Source organism: Hymenobacter nivis (assembly GCF_006439025.1).
GTDB classification, from domain to species: domain Bacteria; phylum Bacteroidota; class Bacteroidia; order Cytophagales; family Hymenobacteraceae; genus Hymenobacter; species Hymenobacter nivis_A.
In genome coordinates this window covers 47,301-68,233 of the sequence record NZ_RCYZ01000002.1, presented here as the reverse complement: position 1 = coordinate 68,233, position 20,933 = coordinate 47,301, and the positions used below count along the sequence as shown (strand labels likewise).

At 63.3% G+C, this 20,933-nt stretch carries 16 protein-coding genes; 12 read left to right on the top strand and 4 right to left on the bottom strand.

Going from position 1 to position 20,933, the window contains the following annotated elements:
• The first annotated feature begins 15 nt into the window (after positions 1–15).
• The 7 genes from EAH73_RS04665 to EAH73_RS04635 all read left to right on the top strand — a co-directional run bounded on the left by EAH73_RS04665 (position 16) and on the right by EAH73_RS04635 (position 8,404).
• Entirely contained in the window at positions 16–2,517 is a 2,502-nt protein-coding gene (locus EAH73_RS04665) for a polysaccharide biosynthesis tyrosine autokinase (protein WP_140465357.1), read from the top strand.
• Positions 2,518–2,544: 27 nt separating this feature from the next.
• Complete coding sequence (locus EAH73_RS04660; RefSeq protein ID WP_240047144.1) at positions 2,545–3,327, top strand: tyrosine-protein phosphatase; 783 nt, start codon at positions 2,545–2,547, stop codon at positions 3,325–3,327.
• A 3-nt stretch (positions 3,328–3,330) separates the two neighbouring features.
• On the top strand, positions 3,331–4,317 hold the full coding sequence (locus tag EAH73_RS04655) for an NAD-dependent epimerase/dehydratase family protein (protein WP_140465356.1): 987 nt from the start codon (positions 3,331–3,333) through the stop codon (positions 4,315–4,317).
• 186 nt (positions 4,318–4,503) lie between these two features.
• Positions 4,504–5,901: a tetratricopeptide repeat protein gene (locus EAH73_RS04650; protein WP_140465355.1), complete on the top strand. Its 1,398-nt coding sequence runs from the start codon at positions 4,504–4,506 to the stop codon at positions 5,899–5,901.
• Between the two features lie 105 nt (positions 5,902–6,006).
• Entirely contained in the window at positions 6,007–6,837 is an 831-nt protein-coding gene (locus EAH73_RS04645; protein WP_140465354.1) for a phosphosulfolactate synthase, read from the top strand.
• 120 nt (positions 6,838–6,957) lie between these two features.
• A complete protein-coding gene (locus EAH73_RS04640; RefSeq protein ID WP_140465353.1) occupies positions 6,958–7,635 on the top strand; it encodes a DedA family protein in 678 nt (225 codons plus the stop codon).
• Between the two features lie 22 nt (positions 7,636–7,657).
• On the top strand, positions 7,658–8,404 hold the full coding sequence (locus tag EAH73_RS04635; RefSeq protein ID WP_140465352.1) for a shikimate dehydrogenase family protein: 747 nt from the start codon (positions 7,658–7,660) through the stop codon (positions 8,402–8,404).
• A 71-nt stretch (positions 8,405–8,475) separates the two neighbouring features.
• Here EAH73_RS04635 and wrbA read toward each other — a convergent pair whose 3' ends face one another.
• A complete protein-coding gene (wrbA, locus tag EAH73_RS04630) occupies positions 8,476–9,087 on the bottom strand; it encodes an NAD(P)H:quinone oxidoreductase (RefSeq protein WP_140465351.1) in 612 nt (203 codons plus the stop codon).
• A gap of 295 nt (positions 9,088–9,382) precedes the next feature.
• Between wrbA and EAH73_RS04625 the strand changes: the two genes are divergently transcribed.
• From EAH73_RS04625 to uvrB, 5 genes are all read left to right on the top strand, one after another.
• Positions 9,383–10,012: an RNA polymerase sigma factor gene (locus EAH73_RS04625; protein WP_140465350.1), complete on the top strand. Its 630-nt coding sequence runs from the start codon at positions 9,383–9,385 to the stop codon at positions 10,010–10,012.
• Positions 10,013–10,037: 25 nt separating this feature from the next.
• A complete protein-coding gene (locus EAH73_RS04620; RefSeq protein WP_140465349.1) occupies positions 10,038–11,693 on the top strand; it encodes a PorT family protein in 1,656 nt (551 codons plus the stop codon).
• A gap of 40 nt (positions 11,694–11,733) precedes the next feature.
• Positions 11,734–12,738, top strand: coding sequence for a hypothetical protein (locus EAH73_RS04615; protein WP_140465348.1), 1,005 nt, complete (start codon positions 11,734–11,736; stop codon positions 12,736–12,738).
• A gap of 45 nt (positions 12,739–12,783) precedes the next feature.
• Complete coding sequence (locus tag EAH73_RS04610; RefSeq protein ID WP_140465347.1) at positions 12,784–13,149, top strand: DUF6970 domain-containing protein; 366 nt, start codon at positions 12,784–12,786, stop codon at positions 13,147–13,149.
• Positions 13,150–13,256: 107 nt separating this feature from the next.
• Positions 13,257–15,302: an excinuclease ABC subunit UvrB gene (gene uvrB / locus EAH73_RS04605; protein ID WP_140465346.1), complete on the top strand. Its 2,046-nt coding sequence runs from the start codon at positions 13,257–13,259 to the stop codon at positions 15,300–15,302.
• A 235-nt stretch (positions 15,303–15,537) separates the two neighbouring features.
• On the opposite strand, the gene EAH73_RS04600 is transcribed toward uvrB, so the two are convergent.
• The 3 genes from EAH73_RS04600 to EAH73_RS04590 are packed head-to-tail and all read right to left on the bottom strand — an operon-like array spanning position 15,538 to position 20,924.
• Positions 15,538–16,191 carry an immunoglobulin-like domain-containing protein gene (locus EAH73_RS04600; protein ID WP_161599452.1) on the bottom strand — a complete coding sequence of 218 codons (654 nt, stop codon included), beginning with the start codon at positions 16,189–16,191 and terminating at the stop codon, positions 15,538–15,540.
• Positions 16,192–16,216: 25 nt separating this feature from the next.
• Complete coding sequence (locus tag EAH73_RS04595; RefSeq protein ID WP_140465344.1) at positions 16,217–17,719, bottom strand: SusD/RagB family nutrient-binding outer membrane lipoprotein; 1,503 nt, start codon at positions 17,717–17,719, stop codon at positions 16,217–16,219.
• A 19-nt stretch (positions 17,720–17,738) separates the two neighbouring features.
• Positions 17,739–20,924 carry a SusC/RagA family TonB-linked outer membrane protein gene (locus tag EAH73_RS04590; RefSeq protein WP_140465343.1) on the bottom strand — a complete coding sequence of 1,062 codons (3,186 nt, stop codon included), beginning with the start codon at positions 20,922–20,924 and terminating at the stop codon, positions 17,739–17,741.
• Positions 20,925–20,933 lie beyond the last annotated feature (9 nt).

Genomic DNA, 20,933 nt, shown 5'->3' with positions numbered 1-20,933 from the left:
TATCAATTAAGTGCAATGGCTATAAATGAAAATGCGGAGCTGGAGTCCCTCATCCGCAACGCCATCGACGGCGGTGCGGAGCAGCCTGCTGCGGCAACCGCTGGTGGGGCCGCCGATGAAGAGGGAAGCGAAGGCTTGGACTTATCTACCTTGGCCCTGGTGGCACGGCGCAGCTTGCTATGGGTGCTGCTGCTGCTAGTGCTGGGCGGCTCGGCATCCTGGCTGTACCTGCGCTACACCAAGCCCGTGTACAAGTCCACGTCCCTGCTCAAAATAGACCAGCGTAGCGAGGCGGGCGTGGTGGGCCTGGGGGGCCAGATTGCTGCCGCGGGCCCCAGCGTCGGTGCTAGCAAACTAGCTGGCGAAGTGCAGCTTATCAAGTCCGAGATTATCTACAAGCAACTGCGCGACTCGCTGAACCTGAACGTAAATTATTACGTGCAGGGCACGGTGCTGGAGAGTGAGCTGTACGGCAATTCGCCGTTCCACATTGCGTACGTGGTTAGAGATAAAGAGCTCTACAACCAGAAAATCAGCCTGGTGTTTGTGAGCCCAACGCGCTATAGCATTGATTACAGTGGCACGGCCGCCACGTTGAGCGGTGAGTATGCCGTGGGGCAACAGGTCACGTTGCCCGGCCTTGACTTGACCGTTACCACGACGTCCTACTTTGGGCCGGCCACCCTGGGCGAAAAATACCATTTCACTATTCAGGACGAGGGCACGGTGAACGGCTACCTGGAGAAGAACCTGGCCGTAGACATTTCAAGTGCCGACGCCAACACCATCCAGATTTCCTTCACGGATTTCAACGCCAAAAAAGCCCAGCGCATAGTAAACAAGGTGGATACTGTGTACCAGCGGGCCAAAGTGCTGCGCGAGCAGGAAAACACGGCCCGCACGCTGCGTTACCTCGATCAGCAGCTAGACGTTAACTACGATAACTTGCAGCGCGCCGAAAACCGCTACCAGGGCTTCGTAGAAAAAACCAAGACGTACGATGTGAAGTCGGAGGTGGCCGACCTGGCCGCCAAGAGCGAAGACCTGGAGGAGCAGCGGCTGAAGCTGAACCAGAACATGGTGTTGCTGAATGACATTGCCCGCGTTGTGCAGCAGGCCCACATCACGCGTAATGAAAACGAGACCATTGAGCAGAGCATTCCGGGCCTGGGCGACATCAACGACCCGCTGCTGAGCCAGCTCCTGAGCCAGCTCAACGGGATGCAGTGGGACCAAGAGCGGGTGAGCCGCTCCTACACCGGCGCGACGGAGGCCATGCAGCAGAAGAATGCCCTAATGGCCTACACTCTCAGCAGCATTCTGCGGCAGATTACTCAGGCGCGCAAAACCCTGCTGAACAAGGTTGCGCTGCTCGATCGTCAGCAAAACCTCATCGATACCAAGCAGCAAGGGCTGCCCAGCCGCGCCACCGAACAGGCCCGCTTGCAGCGGCCGCTCGCCTTGGCCGAGGGCACTTACACCATGCTGATGGGCAAGAAGGTGGACTACAACATCCAGAAGGCTGGTACTACCGCCGACTTCCAGATTCTATTTCCTGCCTCGGAGCCGCGGGTGCCCATTTCGCCGGTGCGGCTATTGGTGTATGCCATTGGTTTGGCCGGGGGCCTGTTTCTGGGCCTGGGCCTGATTGCCGTGCGCTACCTGATGCACAACACCATCACAAATACCCGAGAGCTGGAGCGGAGCACGCAGGCCTCCGTACTAGGCGTGATTCCGACCTACGACAAGGAGAAGATGGAGGTGTCGCGCCTAGTGGTGAACGACAACCCCAAGTCGGCCATTTCCGAGGCCATCCGCTCCATCCGCACCAACCTGGACTTTATCAGTTCGGCCAAGAAAAAACGGCTGATTTCGGTGACGTCCACGATATCGGGCGAGGGCAAAACGTTCGTCACGGTCAACCTGGCGGGCATCATTGCTATGTCGGGGCAGCGCGTCATTGTGCTCGACCTGGACATGCGCAAGCCCAAGGTGAACCTGGCTTTTGGGGCCGAGAACGTGAAGGGAATCAGCACGATTCTGATTGACCGGCACTCGGTGGCAGAGTGCATCCAGCGCACGTCCATCGAGGCGCTACAATTCATCTCGGCGGGGCCCACCCCGCCCAACCCGTCCGAACTGATCCTCAGCCCCCGGTTCGACCAGATGCTGGCCGAGCTGTATGAGAGCTACGACGTGGTGATGATTGACACGCCGCCGGTGGGGCTAGTCACCGACGGCATTTTGATCATGCGGCGGGCCGACATTCCGATTTACATCGTGCGGGCCGACTACTCGCGCAAGGCCTTTATTAAGAACATGAACCGCCTGATGCGCGCCAACAACCTTACCCGCATGTGCACCATCCTCAACGATGCGCAGTCGAAGGGTGCCTACGGCTACGGCTATGGGTACGGCTACGGGTACGGCAGCGGCGGTGGCCAGGGCTACTACGAAGACCCGGGCGCGGCGGCACCTCCTACGCTAGCGCAGAAGCTGGGCCGCCTCTTCAAATAAGCCCTGCCGGGGCCCTGATTTACACTGATGGCTACTTTTTGGCAACGGCTTTTCGGCCCGGCCGCCGCACCCGTTGCTGCGGGCCCCGCGCCGGATGGGGCCCTGGCGGCGCTGGGCACCGACATGCATTCGCACTTGCTGCCGGGCCTCGACGACGGCGCGGCCACGCTGGAAGACGCGCTGGCCCTGCTGCGCGAGCTGCGCCGGCTGGGCTTCACACGGCTGGTGATGACGCCCCACATCATGGGCGATTTTTACAAGAACACGCCCGAAGGCATTAGGGAGGCCCTGGCGCTGCTACGCGCTGCTGCCGCCGCCGAGGGCCTGGGCAATGTGGTGCTGGAGTGCGCAGCCGAGTACTACCTCGACGAATTTCTGGGCCGCAAGCTGGCCGATGGCACCGAGATGCTCACCTTCGGCGGGGACCAGCGCTACTTGCTATTCGAGACGTCGTACCTCAACGAGCCGCTTAATTTGTTCGAAACCATCTTCGAACTGAAGGCGCAGGGCTACCAGCCCGTGCTGGCCCACCCCGAGCGCTACACCTACCTCTATGGGCGGCTGGCCGACATCGAGAAGCTGCGCCGCGACTACGGTGTGCTGCTGCAAATCAACCTGAATTCGCTGGCCGGCTACTACTCGCCCGCCGCGCAGAAGATTGCCGAACAACTAATTGACGCGCGGCTTGTGGACTTTGTGGGCACTGATACGCACCACCTGCGCCACACCTCCACGCTGGGCCGTAAGGTAGCGGCCTCCCCCTACTACCAGCGGCTGCTGGATTTGCCGCTGCTCAATAAAACGCTCTGATTCATGATTTTTGTCACGGGCGGCACCGGGCTGATTGGCTCTTTCCTGCTGCGGGCGTTGCGCGCCCGGGGGCTGGCCGTGCGCGCCCTGCACCGGGGCCCCATACCCGCCGATGGGGCCCCGGGCGTGGAATGGCTGGCCGGTGACCTGCTCGACACCGACCTGCTGCGGGCCGCCCTCACGCCCGACGTCACACACGTGTTTCACTGCGCCGGGCTGGTGTCGTACGCCCCGCAGGACGTGGAGTTGCTCCAGCGCGTGAACGTGGACGGCACGGCGGCCGTGGTGGATGCCTGCCTGGAGCGGCCGGGCATCCGGCTGGCGCACGTATCGTCGGTGGCGGCCCTGGGCACGCCCACTGCCCCGGGGCCCCAAACAGTGACCGAAACCGCCACCTGGGACCTCGGGGCCGCCCACCCCGCCTACGCCACCAGCAAGTACCTGGGCGAGCTGGAGGTGTGGCGCGGCGCGGCCGAGGGCCTCTCCACCGTCGTGGTGAACCCCTCGGTGGTACTGGGTCCCGGCGACTGGCACCGCAGCAGCACCCGCCTGCTGCGCTACGCCCACGAGCAGCACCGCTTCTATACGAGGGGCTTGGTCAACTTTGTGGATGTGCGCGACGTGGTGGCCCAGCTGCTGGCCCTGGCCCTGGACCTGCCCGCCGTGCGCGACCAGCGTTTCATCCTCAGCGCGGGGGCCCTGCCACTGGCCGATTTCTTTGGGCAAGCGGCGGCGGCGTTGGGCCGGCGGCCGCCCACGGTGGCCGTGCCCGACTGGGCCGCCGAGGGCATCTGGCGCTTCGAGCACCTGCGGTCGCTGCTAACGGGGGCCCGGCCACTCATCACCCGCGACACGGCCCGCGCCGGCCGCCACCCCATCACCTACGCCAGCGCGCGGGTGCAGCAGGTTACCGGCCTTCCCTTCAAATCCTTACCCGAAACCATTGCCTGGTGCGCGGCCAATTTGGTAGCAACCCCGGCGGCAACGTAGCTTTAGCTAATAATGGCTATCCCATCCGCGGCGCGTAGTTTTTTCGTTAATCGCACGGATTCTGGGGAATATTGTTAGTAATATTGGTTAACTCCCGGCGCCCACCGGTTGCACCGCGCCCGGCTCTGCGTTTAGCGCCCGGGCCGGGTCGCACCAGCCCCGGGGCTTAGCGGCGACACTATGCGAATGAACGAACATTATGAAAACCACCGGGCCGTGCTTGACACCGTCCGGCGCTTCGAGCAAATGCAGGCCCGCCAAGAGTCTGTTTTTTTCGACCTAGAAGACTTTGAATTAATCATTGACCACTACGTCACCAGCGCCCGTTTCGAGGAGGCGCTGCAGGCGTGCGAAGCCGCGCTCGGACAGTACCCTTTTTCCACCGAATTGCTCATCGACCGGGCCCAGGTGACGGCCATGCGCGGCGACTACTCCGAGGCCGAGCGCCAGATTGACCACGTGGCCACCATCGACCCCACCAACGCCGACGTGGCCGTGACGCGGGGCATCATCAGCACCCAGCGCGGGCAGTTTGCCGAGGCCGTGGCGTTTTTTCAAGTAGGGCTGGAGCAGGAGCCCGAGCGCGACGACATCCACTTCAACTTGGGCCTGGCCTACCAGAGCTGGCAGAAATTCAAGAGCGCCGCCAAGCACTACAAGCAGAGCCTGCGCCTGAACCCCGACAACGAAACCGGGGTGCAGGAGCTGCTGCACTGCCTCGACATCAGCGGGCGACTGGAGGAGCACCTGGAGTTCTTCCAGAAATTCACCGACGACGACCCCTACGCCGCCATGGCCTGGTACAACCTGGGCCAGTACTGGTACCGGCGCGAAGACTTTACGAAAGCCGCCGAGGCATTTGACTACGCCATCGTCATCAGCCCCGATTTTTACGACGCCCACCACTGGCTGGCCGACGCCTTTGTGTGCCAGGAGGAATTCCGCAAGGCCATTGCCGAGTTTGAGCTGAGCTACGCGCCCGGCGAGCCCACCGACGAGGCGCTGTGCAACATCGGCGAGTGCTACGAGAAGTTGCGCGAGTGGGACTCGGCTCGGCGCTTCTACCGCCAAGCGTTGGAATTGAACCCGGAAATGGACGAAGCCTGGTTTGGCCAGGGCGTGCTGATGCAAGAGCAGGAACGCTGGATGGAGGCCATCCACTTCTTCCGCAAGGCCACCGAGCTCTACGGCGAAAGCGGCGAGTACTGGGCGGCGCTGGGTGCGGCCGAAAACCAGGTGGGCAACGTGGTGAGCGCCCTGGAGGCCTACGAAAAAGCCACCGAAGTAGCCCCCGAGGAAGCCCAGGGCTGGGTGAACTGGAGCGCCATTCTCTACGAGCAGGGCCACTTTGGCGAGGCCGCGGCGCTGGTGCAGCACGCCGTGGAGCTGCACCCCCACGAGGCCCATTTCCACTACATGCGCTGCGCTTACTTGCTGGCCGACGGCCACTTGCGCGAGGCGTACCAGTCGCTGGAAACAGCCCTGGCCCTGAACTACGACCAGCACACGCTGCTCTTCGATTATTTCCCCGAGCTGCGCCGCCAGCCGGCCCTGCTGCGCCTCATCGACCAGCACCGGTCGTAGCGGTGGGGCCCCGGTTGTTATTTTTGCACCTGCCTGCCCTTCGGGGCGGGCAGGTTTTTTGTTTTTTGCCGCGCCTGCCGGTCCATTTCCCGCCTGTTTTTGCCCATGAATTACTCGATTAACCAACTTCCCGAACGCACTGCCAAGCCCCGCGAGCAAGGCTATACCATGGTGATGGACAAGGGCATGAGCCTGCGCGAAGTAGAAGACTTCCTGGAAGTGGGCGCCGCCTACACCGACGTGGTGAAGCTGGGCTGGGCCACCTCGTACGTAGTGCCCAACCTGAAGCGCAAGCTGGAAATTTACCGGGCGGCCGGCATCCCGGTGTACTTCGGGGGCACGCTGTTCGAGGCTTTTATCATCCGCAACCAGTTCGACGACTACCGCCGCCTGCTCGACCAGTACCAGATGGAGTACGCCGAGGTATCGGACGGCAGCATCGACCTGGCCCACGACCGCAAGTGCGAGTACATCCGCGACCTGAGCAAGGCGGTGCGGGTGCTGAGCGAGGTGGGCAGCAAGGATGCCGAGAAGATCATTCCGCCCTACAAGTGGATTTCGCAGATGGACGCCGAGCTATCCGCCGGGGCCATCAAGGTCATCGGCGAGGCCCGCGAAGGCGGCAACGTGGGCCTGTTCCGCAGCACCGGCGAGGTGCGCTCGGGCCTGGTAGAGGAGATTCTGACCAAGATTCCGGGCGAAAAAATCATCTGGGAGGCCCCGCAGAAAGCCCAGCAGGTGTGGTTCATCAAGCTGCTCGGCGCCAACGTGAACCTGGGCAACATTGCCCCCAATGAGGTGGTGAGCCTCGAAACCATCCGCCTGGGCCTGCGCGGCGACACGTTCACCCACTTCCTCGACATGGACGCGGTGGACCCCATGTTCCACCCGGCTGCCAAAACCGGCAAGCCCGGCACCTCCATGCCCCGCGGCTAGCCCGGGCCCCCCGGCGCATCGCCACCGAAACGCTGGTCTCTTGGCAGGGGCCAGCGTTTTGAGTATCCGGGCTTTGCTTCGGGGCCGTTTTCTTTGTCGTCTATACTTTTTGCGCCCCTGATGGAAATTATTAAGCACTTTTTCGACCTGCTGCTGCACCTCGACAAAACCCTCGTGAACGTGGTGCACGACTACGGCAGCCTCACCTACCTGATCCTGTTCCTAATCATATTCACCGAAACCGGGGTCATCGTTTTTCCCTTCCTGCCCGGCGATTCGCTGCTGTTTGTGGCCGGCACACTGGCGGCCCAGCAAAGCGCCTCCACCGGCGAGCCTCTGCTGCAAATCGGCTACCTCATCCCACTGCTGATTGCGGCCGCTTTTATCGGCGATAACCTCAACTATTTTGTGGGCGACTATTTGGGGCCCAAAGTATTCCAGCAAGACTTTCGTTTTCTGAAGCGCAAGTACCTGGAGCAGACGCAGGCGTTCTATGCCAAGCACGGGGGCAAAACCATCATCATGGCGCGCTTCGTGCCCATTGTGCGCACGTTTGCCCCGTTTGTGGCCGGCGTGGGCACCATGACGTACCGCTTCTTTGCCTCGTACAGCATCGTGGGAGCAGTGCTATGGGTGGTGTCGCTCACGCTGGCCGGGTACTTTCTGGGCTCGATTCCCGTGGTCAAGAACAACTTCACCTTCGTGATTTACGGCATCATCGCCCTGTCGGTGCTGCCGCCGCTGTGGTCGTTTTTGAAGAGCAAGCTGGGGGCCCAGGCCGGGGCCCCGGCGCAGTAGCCGCCCGTTTTAGCCCCGCCCCATGCGTGAGTTCGCCCTCATTGGCCGTTCGCTCAGCCACTCGTTTTCGCAAACCTATTTCACCCAGAAGTTCCGCGACCTGGGCCTGGCCGACTGCCGCTACAACCTGCACGAGCTGCCCACTGCCGCCGAGTTGCCGGCGCTGCTACGCGCCAACCCGGGCCTGCGCGGCCTGAATGTGACGGTGCCCTACAAGCAAGATGTGCTGCCGCTGCTGGACGAGGTGGTACCCGCCGCGGCCCGCATCGGGGCGGTTAACGTGATTGACGTGCGCCCCGACGGCCGCCTGGTGGGCCATAACACCGATTACATCGGGTTCCGCGAGTCGCTGCGCCGGTTTTTCCCCGGCGCGGGGCCCCACACCCCGGCCCTGGTGCTGGGCATGGGCGGTGCGGCCAAAGCCGTGGAAGCCGCCCTGCACGACCTTGGCATCCCGTACCAGCTGGTGGGCCGCCGCCCCGGGGGCCCCGGCCTAACCTATGCCGACCTCACGCCGGCCGTGCTGGCCGCCCACCCGCTCCTCATCAACGCCACGCCGGTGGGCACCTTCCCGCACGTAGACGAGGCCCCCGACCTGCCCTACGGGGCCCTGGGACCCGGCCACTACCTCTACGATTTAGTGTACAACCCCTCCGAAACCGCCTTCATGGCCCGCGGCCGAGCCGCCGGGGCCCAAGTGAAGAACGGCTACGAGATGCTGTGCCTCCAAGCCGAAGCCGCCTGGGATATTTGGAACCCACCAGCTTAAGGCCTTCCGACAGAAATAAAAAAGGGCAGCCCGTACGGGCTGCCCTTTTTTATTTCTCGTTCAGCGTAGCCTTACTTGACCAGTTTGCTGGCGATTTCGGCCGTGTGGCGGCCTTGGAAGCGGGCACCTTCCAGCTCGTTGGCGCTGGGCTGGCGCTCGCCCTGGCCGCCGGCCACGGTACTGGCGCCGTAGGGCGTGCCGCCGGTCACTTCCTCGTGGCCCATTTGGCCCTGCCAGGCGTAGGGCAGGCCCACGATGACGAAACCGTGGTGCAGCAGCTCGGTGTGGAAGTTGCGGATGGTTTCTTCCTGGCCGCCGTGCTGGGTGGCGGTGCTCACGAAAGCGCCGCCCACTTTGCCCACCAGTGCCCCCCGGCCCCAGAGGCCGCCGGTGCTGTCCATGTACGCCTGCATCTGGCCGCAGAGGTTGCCGTAGCGCGTGGGCGTGCCGAAGATGATGGCGTCATACTCCTCCAGTTCGTCGGGCGTAGCCACGGGCACGTGGGCGAAGGCCTGCTGGGCCCCCGTGGCGCCGGTTTTGTCGAGCACTTCCTTGGGCAGCGTTTCGGGCACGCGCTTCACTACTACTTCGTTGCCAGCTACTTGGCGGGCGCCTTCGGCTACGGCCTCGGCCAGCTTCCAGACGTGGCCGTAGGTGGAATAAAACAGAACCAGCGTTTTCATGGGGTTGGGGGTTGGGTGGAAAAAGTGAATGGAGCGCGGAGCGCGGCACTAATGTACATACATTAAACACACTGTCGTGGTTACGCAGAAATATTAGTTTCCGCTGTAATTAACTTATTTTAAGGGTGGCGGGCGCGCGTGCAACCTTTTCGGCGCGGCCGGCCTCCCGGGAATAGCCCACGGCTTTGCCAGTTCTACCCACCTCGCGCGCCCTTATGCCGGACTTTTCCTTTTCTACTCCCCCCACCGCTGGTCCCGCCGGGCACCGGGCCGGTTTTTGCCGCCGGCCCCGCGCATGAGCGCGGCCGCCTGGCCGGCCCACGGGGCCGACGAAGCCGCCTTGCCGCGCCTGACCGTGAGCCGCACCACTGCCGCCGCGCCCACCGAGGAGGAGCTCATCGACGGCTGCTTGGCTGGCCGCCAACTGGCCCAGAAGCAGCTCTACGACAAGTACGCGGCCCGCATGATGGCCGTGTGCCTGCGCTACGCCCAAACCACGTTTGAGGCCGAAGACGTGCTTCAGGAAGGTTTCCTGACCGTTTTCCGGACGCTGGGCAGCTTCCGGCGCGAGTGCCCGCTGGAGTTTTGGGTGCGCCGGGTGATGGTGAACGCCGCCCTGCGCCAGCACCGCCGCAACGCCCCGCTGGTGGCGGTGAGCGACGCCGAGTACCCGGCCGCGCTGGCCAGCCCCGAGTTCACGCTCAGCAACTACAGCTTCCAGGAGCTGCTGGGGCTGGTGCAGGAGTTGGCCCCGCGCTACCGCATGGTGTTCAACCTCTACGCCATCGAGGGCTACAACCACCGCGAAATCGGCGAGCTAATGGGCATCAGCGAGGGCACCAGCAAGTCGCAGTACTCGCGGGCCCGCGCCATTCTGCAAGCCAAAGTGGAGCGGCTGGGCACCCCGCCTCGCCACGATTCTTAACGATTATTTTAACTACGCAATCATTATGGCTTTTACCGATCCTGCTAGCCACGCCGACCACGACGCCGACCGGCCCCAGGGCAGCCTGGAAGACCTGTTCCGCCACCACCTGGCCCAAGCCGAGGCGCCCCCGCGCCCGATGCTGTGGGAGCAAATTGACACCGCACTGCTCGTGCACCAGAACGAAACGTACCGCCGCCGCCTCGCCGCTACCCGCTGGGTGGCGGCCGCCAGCCTGCTGCTGGCCACCCTGGCCGGCGGGGGGGCTTGGTGGGCGCACCAGGGCCCCCAGGGGCCCCCGGTAGCCGCCACGGCACCAGTGCCTGGGGCCCCCAGGGCCCGCGGCTGGGTGGCCACCGGGGCCCCGGGCACGAGCCGCGGCGGAGCCCCCGCCGCGGCCAGCCACCGCGGAGCGGTCGGTTCGGGTGCAGATAAAGGCGCGGATATGGGCGCGGGCTACTTAGCGGCCGGCCAGCAACTGGCGGCGGGGGCCCCAGGCAGTGCTTATGCCAATTATGCCAACGCGGCCAGCGGCCGCGGGGCGGGCTACGCGGCGGGGGCCCCGGCGATGGGCACAGGGCGGAGCAACGCGCCCGGATTAGCTAACGCGGGCAGCAGCCGCGGCGCGGCTTTCGGCGCGGCGGCTGAGGCGGGTGCGGCAGCGCTTGCCAGCTCGGCCACCGGCCGGCACGGCGGCATTTTCCGCACCGCCGCCGCTGCTTACACCGAAGTAACGGCCCAGGGCCCCGGCAACGATGCCGCTGCCGCCGTTGCCACCGCGCCGCTGGCGGCGGAGTGGGACGTGCTGGACCAGCGGTCGGCGGCGCTGCCCAAGGGCCTCGCCACGGCGCTGCCAGTGCGCTTGGCGGCCGTGGCCGTGGCGCCCAACGTGGCCGCCGCGCCCCTCAAGCGCTGGCAGTTTGGGGTCAGCGTGGCGTCGGGGGTGTTTTCGCCCAACGCCGATTTTTCGCAGAACGGCGGCGCGCCAGCGCCTACGGTCAGCATTCCGTACTCGATGGCGGCCAGCACCAACGCGGTGGCATTCAACAACCGCTCGGCGGCCGAGTACCGCCAGTACCTGCGCGGGGGCCTCGACCAGCGCGTGGCCGTGCGGGCCACGCGCCTGCTGGGCGGCCACTGGGCCCTGCGCACGGGCGTCGAACTGGGCCAGCATGAGGCGCAATCGGCCACCAGCACCAGCTTCGTGGGCGAGCAGCTGCCCACTTACTACGCGGCCAGCAACATCACCACCAGCTTTGCCCCCGGGCCCGCGCTGCGCACCACTTCGTTCCGCTACCGCACCGTGGGCGTGCCAGTGGCTGTGCACTACGCCAACCCCGCCAAGCGTGGCTGGAGCGGCTACGGCCACCTCGGGGCCGTGGTGGGGGCCCTGCTGAGCGTGCGCTCGGAAGTGGCCGGCGAGCCCGGCGCTACCAAAGACTACCCACTGGCCGCGCCTGGCTCGCCCTACCGGCGGCTGCTCACCACCCTGCGCGGCGGGGCGGGGGTGCAGTACCGCGCCGGGGCCGGCCGCTGGGCTCTCTCGGCGGGCCCCACGGCCGAGATTGGCGTGCTCTCGCTGAATGCCCAGCCCGTGCAGGATTTTGCCAACCAGCGCCGCCCCTACAGCGTGGGCCTGGAGGCCGCCGTTGACTTTGGGGGCACCGTGAAGATGCCCTAACTCCGCAACATCCCCTTCTCTACCAACCTTTTACTTGCTTATGCGCCGTCGTCTACTACCGCTGCTTTTAGTAATTATTTCGTTGGTGGGACTGGGCCGGCTGGGCTTTAACCTGGCGGCGCGCAACCATCCGGCGTCCCCTGGGGCCCTGGCGCCGGTGAACCCCGTAGTGGGCGACGCCAGCTTCGTGGCCCGCTTCGGCCGGGGCCCCACGGCCGACACGCCCGATGCGCTGCGCATCCAAACGCACCTGGCCTATGCCGAGCAGCAGCTGCGCCAGCGCACTCCGGGGGCCCTGCCGGCCGCCCTGCGCCAGCGCCGCGCCCACTTGCTCGATCTGCTGCACGCCTACTGGCAGGCCGGCGTGTTCCCACAAAACGCATCCCCCGACGGGCAGCGCCACCCCTGCTTCATCGACGGGGCGGGCCGGCTGTGCGCGGTGGGCTATTTGGTGGCCAAAACCGCCGGCCGCCCCGCCGCCGAGCGCATCAACCAGCGCTTCCAATACAGCAACTTGCTGGACATGCGCGACAAGGGCCTCGGCCGCTGGGTGGCCCAAAGCGGCCTGAGCCTGGCCGACTGCGCCCTGATTCAGCCCACGTACGGGCCCAGCTACATACCCGTCGCCACCGGCAACAACATCCCCACCGGCTACGGCACGGCTTCGGCGGTGCTCGTGGGCCTCAACGCGTCGGCCATGGTGCTGAACGCTTCCGACGCGGGCCGCCAAGCCGGACGCTGGCTGCCCTGGCTGACGATGGCCAGCGGCACCACCCAGCTCGTGCTGGGGGCCACCCGGTTTCCAGAAGAGCCGGTGACAACGTTCAACGGCTCGTCGCTGCCCACCAACGAATCGCAGAAACTGCTGTCGATGGCCAACATTGGCGTGGGCACGGCCACGGTACTCTTTGGCGCCTGGAACCTGCTGCACCGCCCGGCGGCCACCTCCCAGGGCCCCCGCACCAGCTGGAACGTGGGCCCCGCCCCTGCCGGCGCCGGGCAGCGCGCCGACGGCATGAGCCTATTCCTGGCCCGGCGGTTTTAACCAACGCCGGGGGCCCTAATGCCCGCGCTTTTCCTGATTTTCGCCATGCGTAACCTTCGAATTTTTTGCTGGGCGGTGGCGAGCAGCTTGCCCCTATTGGCCTTCCAGTGCGGCTCCGCGGCCAGCGAGCCGGCCCCTGATTGCGCGGCCAGCATCCAAACCAAGATTGCCGAACTGCAGACGCTGCCCAAGGGCAACCCGGCCTACGAAATCTGGCAGTACGCCTACCAGGGCCGCAAAGTGTACCTCGTCACGTCTTCGTGCTGCGACCAGTACATCACCCTCTACGACGAGTGCCTGAACGTGCTGTGCGCGCCCAGCGGCGGCCTTACGGGCAAAGGCGATGGGCGCTGCCCGGAATTCTACCAACTGTCTACCGACCGGCAGCTGGTGTGGCGCGACCCGCGCTGAGCAGGGCCCTGGGCGGCGACGCGCACTATTTTTGTTGCAAGCGCAGAAACCCAAGCCCGGCGTTTGGGGTTGGGTAGGTTGGCCTTTTCCGCCGCTTTTCCTCCCGCATGGACTACCAGCTTACTTCCGAATTCAAGCCCACCGGCGACCAGCCCACCGCCATCGCCAAGCTGGTGGAAGGCGTGAACAACGGCGAGCACGCCCAGGTGTTGCTGGGGGCCACCGGCACCGGCAAAACCTTCACGATGGCCAACGTCATCGCCGAAACCGGCAAACCGGCCCTGGTGCTGTGCCACAACAAAACGCTGGCCGCCCAGCTCTACGGCGAGTTCAAGGCGTTTTTCCCCAACAACGCCGTCGAGTACTACATCAGCTACTACGACTACTACCAGCCCGAGGCTTACATCGCCAGCTCCGACGTATTCATCGAGAAGGACTTGGCCATCAACGAGGAGATTGAGAAGCTGCGGCTGCACTGCACCTCCACGCTGCTCAGCGGCCGGCGCGACGTAATTGTGGTGGCCTCCGTGTCGTGCATCTACGGCATCGGCAACCCCGAGGAGTTCGCCAAAAACGTCATTTTCATGAAGCCGGGCATGCGCTACACGCGCAACAACCTGCTGTATCAGTTCGTCCAGATCCTGTACTCGCGCACCGAGGTGGAGTTCACGCGCGGCTCGTTTCGGGTGAAGGGCGACACGGTGGACGTGTTTCCGGCCTACGCCGACTTCGCCTACCGCCTCTATTTCTACGGCGACGAGATTGAGTCGGTGCAGAAGATTGACCCGGTGAGCGGCAAGAAGCTGAGCGACGAGCCCAACGGCGTGGCCCTGTACCCGGCCAACCTGTTCGTGACCGGCAAGGAGACGCTGCAAACCGCCATCCACCAGATCCAGGACGACATGGTGGCCCAGCATAAGTACTTCGAGAAGGAAGGGCGCGACGTGGAAGCCAAGCGCATTCAGGAGCGCACCGAGTTCGACCTGGAGATGATTCGGGAGCTGGGCTACTGCTCGGGCATCGAGAACTACTCGCGCTACTTTGACCAGCGCACGCCGGGGGCCCGTCCCTTCTGTCTGCTTGACTACTTCCCCAAAGACTACCTGCTGGTGGTGGACGAAAGCCACGCCACCATGCCCCAAATCCGAGCCATGTGGGGCGGCGACCGCAGCCGTAAAACGGCCCTCATCGAGTACGGCTTCCGCCTACCCTCGGCCCTCGACAACCGGCCCCTGACGTTCAACGAGTTCGAGAGCATGTACCAGCAGGCCGTGTTCGTGAGCGCCACGCCGGCCGACTACGAACTGGCCCAGGCCGACGGCGTGGTGGTGGAGCAAATCATCCGTCCCACGGGCCTGCTCGACCCCGAAATTGACCTGCGCCCCAGTTCGAACCAGATCGACGACCTGCTCGACGAGGTGGACAACCGCGTGAAGATGGGCGACCGGGTGCTCGTGACGACACTCACCAAGCGCATGGCCGAGGAGCTGAGCAAGTACATGCTGCGCCTGGGCATCAAGGTGGAGTACGTGCACTCCGACGTGAAAACCCTGGACCGGGTGGAGATTTTGCGCAAGCTGCGGCTGGGCGAAATAGACGTGCTCATCGGCGTGAACCTGCTGCGCGAAGGTCTCGACTTGCCCGAAGTAAGCCTGGTGGCCATCCTCGACGCCGACAAGGAAGGCTTCCTGCGCGACCAGCGCAGCCTGATCCAGACCATGGGCCGGGCGGCGCGGAACGACCGCGGCAAGGTCATCCTTTACGCTGACCGCATGACCGGCTCGATGCAGCGCGCCATCGACGAAACCAACCGCCGCCGCGCCACCCAGGCCGCCTACAACGAGCTGCACGGCATCACGCCGCGCACCGTGCGCAAGAGCCACGCCCAGATCATGGGCCAAACCGACCTGGCCGATTACCGCACCGTGGAGGTGCAGGCCGCCGCGGTGGGCTACGCCGACGGCGGGTCCGCTCTGGCCATGGCCGCCGAGCCGGTGGTGGCCATGATGAGCCGCCCCGAGTTGGAAAAGCTCATCAAGCAAACCGAAAAGCAGATGGAAGCCGCCGCTAAGGAGCTCGACTTCCTGCAAGCCGCCAAGCTGCGCGACGAGCTGGGGGCCCTAAAGGGAGTGCTGAAAGGCAAGCGTGACTAACTTTTCTCTGCATAAAAAAAACTCTGGGGCCCCTGCTGTGCGCAGGGGCCCCAGAGTTTTTTTTATGCACTTAGTGGTGGTAGCCGCAGCCGCCCGGGGCCCTAAAGCAACGCGGTAGGCTATTGTTTTTCTTGTCTTTTAACGGGTCAACTTACTCCTACCGGTTGCGAGACAGGGTTCATAAAAAAAGCTGCACAGTGTGCAGCTTTTTTTATGAACCCTGTCTCGCAACTACTTATTGCCGAACTGCCGCACGCACAGTAGAGCCAAATATGGCTGGTGCGCGAATGGCGTAAGCAATGCTCGTCAGCTTACCTGCGGTGAACGTGCCAGCCACAGAAGTAAATGTTGTGTAGCCAAGCCCCGGAATGGTTTGGCCTGGTACCACGATGTGGGTGGCATCAATCTGCACGAAGTAAGCGGGGAATAAATTCGGCGAAGTTGAGAAGCCGAAGTTGTCGAGTTTGTACAGGCCTTTGGTGCCCACTTTGGTCACCGGGGAGGCATCGAAGCCTGACCGGGCAAAGGTGCCACTCTGGTCCAGGTTGTTCACGGCCGGATCGGTCACGATAACCGTGCGCGACCGGGCAATGGTGTCGCCTTCCGTGTTGGCGCCTTTGTACTGGATAACGTAGATGCCGGGCTTGGCCGAGTTCACCGGGTTATTGATGGTGGGGGTAAGGGGCTGGCCACCCAGGTTGGCCGTCACCCCGGGCTCCGTGAAGGTTTCGCCCACGTTGATGACATAATATTCGTTGCCGGCCAGGGTGATTCCCGCGTAGTCCTTGACCCGGGAAATATTGTCGGTTTCGTCCTTTTTGCACCCGCTAAACGCCAACGACGAAGCTGCCGCCGCCAGGCCAAAAAGGGAAAGAGCTAGCTTCCGCATGGCTTTCATAAGTTAAGAGTGAATACTACTGCTTCTTGTCCCACCACACGGGCACCTGCGCCAGCTCGACGGCCGGGGCATTGGCATTGCGGGAGATTTCGGAGAAGGGATAAATCAAGCGCTTGGCGTAGGTTTTGCTCGGCAAGTCGCTGTAGGTAGTGCCCGTGATGAAGGACGGGTACTTGGTGCGGCGCAGCTCCGTCCAGGCCTCAAAGCCCTCGGTGCCGTTGAGGGCCACCCACTTTTGGGTAATAATTTGCTCCAGGCGCGCCTCGCTGAAACCGCCAGCCCCGCTGCCGGCACCGCTATTGAAGGCAATGCCCGTGCTCGCGAGGAAAGTAGCCGGCAATGCCCGGTTAAAATTGGCGAAAGAAGCCGCAATGGCTTGCTCATACAGCGACTGGGCCGTGGCGGTGGTCGTGTAGCCACGCAGGGCGGCTTCGGCTTGCAGGAACAGGCTTTCGGCACCGCTCAGCAGCACCACGGGCGAAGCTGGGCCGGCAATCTTTTGCAGGTTGGGGCGCGAGCGGGTGCTGATATCGCCCGAAGCCCCGCGGATGGCGTCGCCCTGCGGGGTGCCCTGGTGCGGGGTGGTGGAAGCTACATCAGTGGTGCTACCGGGCCGGCTGAAGAAGTCGTCGATGCGCGGGTCGTTGGTCGTGGTCAGGTAGTTGATGCTGGTGGCGCTGGCAATGACGTTGTTGCGGATACCCGAGCCGGCGTACACATCGGTGAGGTAGAACGGATTGCCGTTTTGGTTGGTAGTGGAGAAGCCGCTTATCTGCGCATTCTCACTGGCGCCCAAAAACTGCGCCCCGCTCGTGTACAGTGCCTTAATGCCAGCCTCGGCCACGGCGGGCCGCGCGTACACCTGGCGCAGGTAGATTTTCAGCTTCAATGTGTTGCCAAAGCGCCGCCATTTTTCCATGTTGCCGCTAAAAATCAAATCCTGGCCACCCACGCTGATGGCGCTAGTACCCGTATTGATTTTGGCAATCGACTCGTCAATCAGGGTAATCAGGCCGTCGTACACCACGGTGCCATCATCGAACTTGGGCTGCGTGTTGGCCGCACCCTGCAATGCCTCGGTGAAGGGAATTTTATCGAAGGCATCCGACAGCACCTGGTAGGTGTAGGCCGATTGCAGGCCCGCAATGGCGGCGTAGTTTGAGCTGTCGCCCTTGGCCCGGTCAATCACGTAGCGGTAGTTCTTCAGGCCGCCGGTGAACAGGGCCTGGTAGTCGCGGTCGTTGGTGGTTTGGCCGATGCGGTAGCGGTCGTAGTCCTTGTACTGGTTGGCCGTCAGGCTTTCGGTCCAGTGCTGGGCGAAAAAGTTGCCGATGATGTTGAACGACGCGCCCATAATGTAGGCCACGTTGCCAGTGCCGGCGGGCAGCACCAGGTCGGGGCTGGCGGTAGCCGCCTGGGTGGGGTCGGTGTTGATATCAAGCTGTTTCTCGCAGCTGGCCAGCCCCCCCAAACCCAGCAGCAGGGCTAGAGAAAGCAGACTTTTATGTTTGTTATTCATATCGTCGAGGAAGTAAGGATTAGAAGCTGACGCGGATGTTGGCGCCGTAGCTACGCAGGCTGGGGGCCCCGGTGAAGTCGAAACCCTGCACGTTGCCGTTGCCGAAGTTGGAAATTTCGGGGTCGATGTAGGTGTTCTCCTTGGCCGTCCACAACAGCAGGTTGCGGCCGGTAATTCCCACCGACAGGCTCCCGAACGGTGTCTTGGTCAGCCAGTTGGCGGGCAAGGTGTACGAGAAGGCCACTTCGCGCAGCTTGGCGTACGATGCGTCGATGATGTTGGTACCGGCCGGGCCGCTGGCCCCTTCCAACGCGCCGAAGTAGTTGTAGGCATCCGTCGGCGTGGTGTTGGGCGAGTACGAGCCATCCGAGTTCTGAATCACGCTGTTGGCGACGACGAACGGCTGGCGGTCGTTGATCAGCGTTTCGGGGGCCGTGCCGGCAAAGCGCTGGGTGCCCCGGGTGCGCGAGTAGATGGAGCCGCCCTGCTTGGTATCAAACACCACGGTCAGGTTCAGACCTTTGTAGGCAAACGTGTTGGTGAGGCCGGCCGTGTAGTGCGGCGTAATGGTGCCCAGCGAAGTAATCTGGCTACTCAGCGGCGTGCCGGTAGCGGCCGATACCACCACTTGGCCCAGCTCGTTACGCAGGATGTCGTTGGTCCGGAATACGCCGTAGGGCTCGCCCACGCGGGCCGTGAGGGTTACGCCGCCTAGGCCCCCAATGGCCACGTCAGCGCCGTCGGGCGTAGTCGAAAGCACTTTGCTGACGTTTTTGGAGTAGTTGAGCGACACGTCCCAGGTGAAGCCGCCCGCCTTAACCGGGGTGCCGCTGAGCAATACCTCAATGCCTTTGTTCTGGATTTCGCCCACGTTGCCCACCAGCCCGGTGAAGCCCGAGCCCGGAGGCAGCGGAATGGTGAGAATCTGCTTGGTGCTGCGCGTGTCGTACAGCGAAACGTCGGTGGTGAGGCGGTTGCCGAAGAAGCGCAGCTCCGCGCCCACTTCCACCGATTTCGTAATCTCCGGCTGCAAGGTGCTGCTGCCGATGATGTTACTCTGGGCATAGCCCACCACATTACCGAGCGGGTATTGCAGGTCGCCGCCAGTGTAGCCGTTCGTCACGCTGGCCACGTTGAACACGGAGCGGGTGAGATAAGGGCTGGCGTCGTTGCCCACCTGGGCCACGTTGGCGCGCAGCTTGCCGTAGTTGAAGAACCGGTTTTCCTTCAGGCCCAGCAGGTCGGTGAAGACGAAGCCCGCGTTCACGGCCGGGTAGAAGAAGCTACGGTTGCCGCTGGGCAGCGTGGACGACCAGTCGTTCCGGGCCGTGAGGCCTAGGAATAGGAAGTCGCGGTAGCCGAAGTCAACCGTCGAGTACACGCCCACCAGGCGCCGCAGCGTGTGCGAGAGCGAAGTGTTCAGGTAGCCGTTGTTCTTGTTGTTGTTCAGCGTGGGCCCGATGGAGTTGCTCACCAGGTTGTTAGTACCGATGCCGGTTTGGTCGTAGCGGCGCTGGTTGTAGTTCTGGCCAAGCAGTGCGCTGACGGTCAGATCTTTGGTGATGTTACCGTTGTAGGTAAGGATCACATCCGAGCTAATTTCGCGGTAATTGATCTGAGTTTCAGAATAGTAGCCGGTGCCAGTGGGGTAGCCAGCCGTAGTTGGGTCGCGGCGGGCCGTGAACTGCGAGCGCTGGTCGCTGTACGTGTCCATGCCGAGGCGGTACTTGGCCCGGAAGTGGTCGTTCAGGTCGTACCCAATCTGGGCGTTGCCCACGAGGCGGTTAACGTCGTTGTGAAACTTGTTGTCGTTGATAACCTGCCAGGGGTTTACCGTGTAGGGGCTGTAGAAGCCGTTGATGTCGTTGAACTTGCTGTTGAGGTCGCGCAGCTCCAGCAAGCTGATGTCGCGCGGGGTCTGAATCAGCTGGTCGTAGATGGAGGTGTTGCCCTGGCCGGTTACGGCCTGGTCGCTGCTGGTGTTGGTGTAGGTAGCGCTTACGCTGCTGGTGATTTTGTTGGTCAGGTGCGTTTCGCCGCCTACTTTCACCGAGCTCCGGTCGTACTTGGTGCCGGGCGTAATGCCCGACTGCTGCACATTGGAGCCCGACACGATGTAGTTGGTTTTGGCATCGCCGCCACCCAGCGAGATGCTGTTGTTAAAGGTCTTGCCCACGTTGAAGAATTCGCGGACGTTGTTCGGCAGGGCTACGTAAGGCTTGGAGAGCTGCTGGTTGCCCACAATGTTGCCCCATACGCGGTCCACACCGTCGAAGCGGGGGCCCCAGCTCGTGTTCTCCCGCGTGTCGGAAACGCGGGTGAAACCGTCCTGCGGGAAGCCCTGGCCGAACTCATTCTGCATTTCGGGCAGCCGGAGGATGTTGTCGATAACGTAGGATGAGGTGAAGGTTACCTCGGCCTTTTTGCCGTTCTTAGCTGCTCCCCGGCCCGATTTTGTGGTGATGAGAATGGCGCCCGTGGCTGCCCGCGAACCGTACAATGCCGTAGCGGCCGGCCCTTTCAGAATCGTCACCGATTCCACGTCTTCCGGGTTGATGTCGTTGGCCCGGTTGCCGGTATCCACGCCGTTGTTGAGGTTGTCGCCGGTGCCCACCGAGCTGTTGTCAATCGGGATACCGTCCACCACGTACAGCGGCTGGTTGTTACCCGAGAAGGACTTGTTGCCCCGAATCACCACGCGGGTCGAGCTGCCCACGCCGCCCGAAGCGTTGTTGATCTGCACGCCGGCTACCTTGCCTTGCAGCGAGTTCAGCACGCTGCGGTCGCGGCCCTGCGTCAGCTGGCCCGCCTCAATGGTCTGGGTCGCGTAGCCCAGGGTCTTCTTGTCTTTCTCGATACCCAAGGCAGTAACTACCACCTCGTTAAGCTGCTTGGTATCCGTGGCCAGCGACACGGTGTAGGGGCCGTTGCCGTTGGTAATGGCTTGCTGCGTGCCCACGTAGCCTACCGAGCTAAAGCGCAGCTCGGTAACCCCGCTGGGAACGGACAGAGAGAAGACGCCGTCAGCATTCGTCGAAACCCCAACGGAAGTACCCGGCACCAGCACGGTCACGCCAGGCAAGCCTTCGTTGGTGGCCCGGTCTATCACCCGGCCCGATATAGTGCGTTCCTGCGCTTGCGCCTCAGCAGCTCCAAATGAGCCAAGCAGCAGCAGGAAGACCATCCAGAATAGATTGTTTTTCATTGACTGAAT

Excerpts from the sequence above, each read along its gene's own strand:
- EAH73_RS04665 (WP_140465357.1), top strand. The coding sequence starts at position 16 with ATGGCTATAAATGAAAATGCGGAGCTGGAGTCCCTCATCCGCAACGCC.
- EAH73_RS04660 (WP_240047144.1), top strand. The coding sequence starts at position 2,545 with ATGGCTACTTTTTGGCAACGGCTTTTCGGCCCGGCCGCCGCACCCGTT.
- EAH73_RS04655 (WP_140465356.1), top strand. The coding sequence starts at position 3,331 with ATGATTTTTGTCACGGGCGGCACCGGGCTGATTGGCTCTTTCCTGCTG.
- EAH73_RS04650 (WP_140465355.1), top strand. The coding sequence starts at position 4,504 with ATGAACGAACATTATGAAAACCACCGGGCCGTGCTTGACACCGTCCGG.
- EAH73_RS04645 (WP_140465354.1), top strand. The coding sequence starts at position 6,007 with ATGAATTACTCGATTAACCAACTTCCCGAACGCACTGCCAAGCCCCGC.
- EAH73_RS04640 (WP_140465353.1), top strand. The coding sequence starts at position 6,958 with ATGGAAATTATTAAGCACTTTTTCGACCTGCTGCTGCACCTCGACAAA.
- EAH73_RS04635 (WP_140465352.1), top strand. The coding sequence starts at position 7,658 with ATGCGTGAGTTCGCCCTCATTGGCCGTTCGCTCAGCCACTCGTTTTCG.
- wrbA (WP_140465351.1), bottom strand. The coding sequence starts at position 9,087 with ATGAAAACGCTGGTTCTGTTTTATTCCACCTACGGCCACGTCTGGAAG.
- EAH73_RS04625 (WP_140465350.1), top strand. The coding sequence starts at position 9,383 with ATGAGCGCGGCCGCCTGGCCGGCCCACGGGGCCGACGAAGCCGCCTTG.
- EAH73_RS04620 (WP_140465349.1), top strand. The coding sequence starts at position 10,038 with ATGGCTTTTACCGATCCTGCTAGCCACGCCGACCACGACGCCGACCGG.
- EAH73_RS04615 (WP_140465348.1), top strand. The coding sequence starts at position 11,734 with ATGCGCCGTCGTCTACTACCGCTGCTTTTAGTAATTATTTCGTTGGTG.
- EAH73_RS04610 (WP_140465347.1), top strand. The coding sequence starts at position 12,784 with ATGCGTAACCTTCGAATTTTTTGCTGGGCGGTGGCGAGCAGCTTGCCC.
- uvrB (WP_140465346.1), top strand. The coding sequence starts at position 13,257 with ATGGACTACCAGCTTACTTCCGAATTCAAGCCCACCGGCGACCAGCCC.
- EAH73_RS04600 (WP_161599452.1), bottom strand. The coding sequence starts at position 16,191 with ATGCGGAAGCTAGCTCTTTCCCTTTTTGGCCTGGCGGCGGCAGCTTCG.
- EAH73_RS04595 (WP_140465344.1), bottom strand. The coding sequence starts at position 17,719 with ATGAATAACAAACATAAAAGTCTGCTTTCTCTAGCCCTGCTGCTGGGT.
- EAH73_RS04590 (WP_140465343.1), bottom strand. The coding sequence starts at position 20,924 with ATGAAAAACAATCTATTCTGGATGGTCTTCCTGCTGCTGCTTGGCTCA.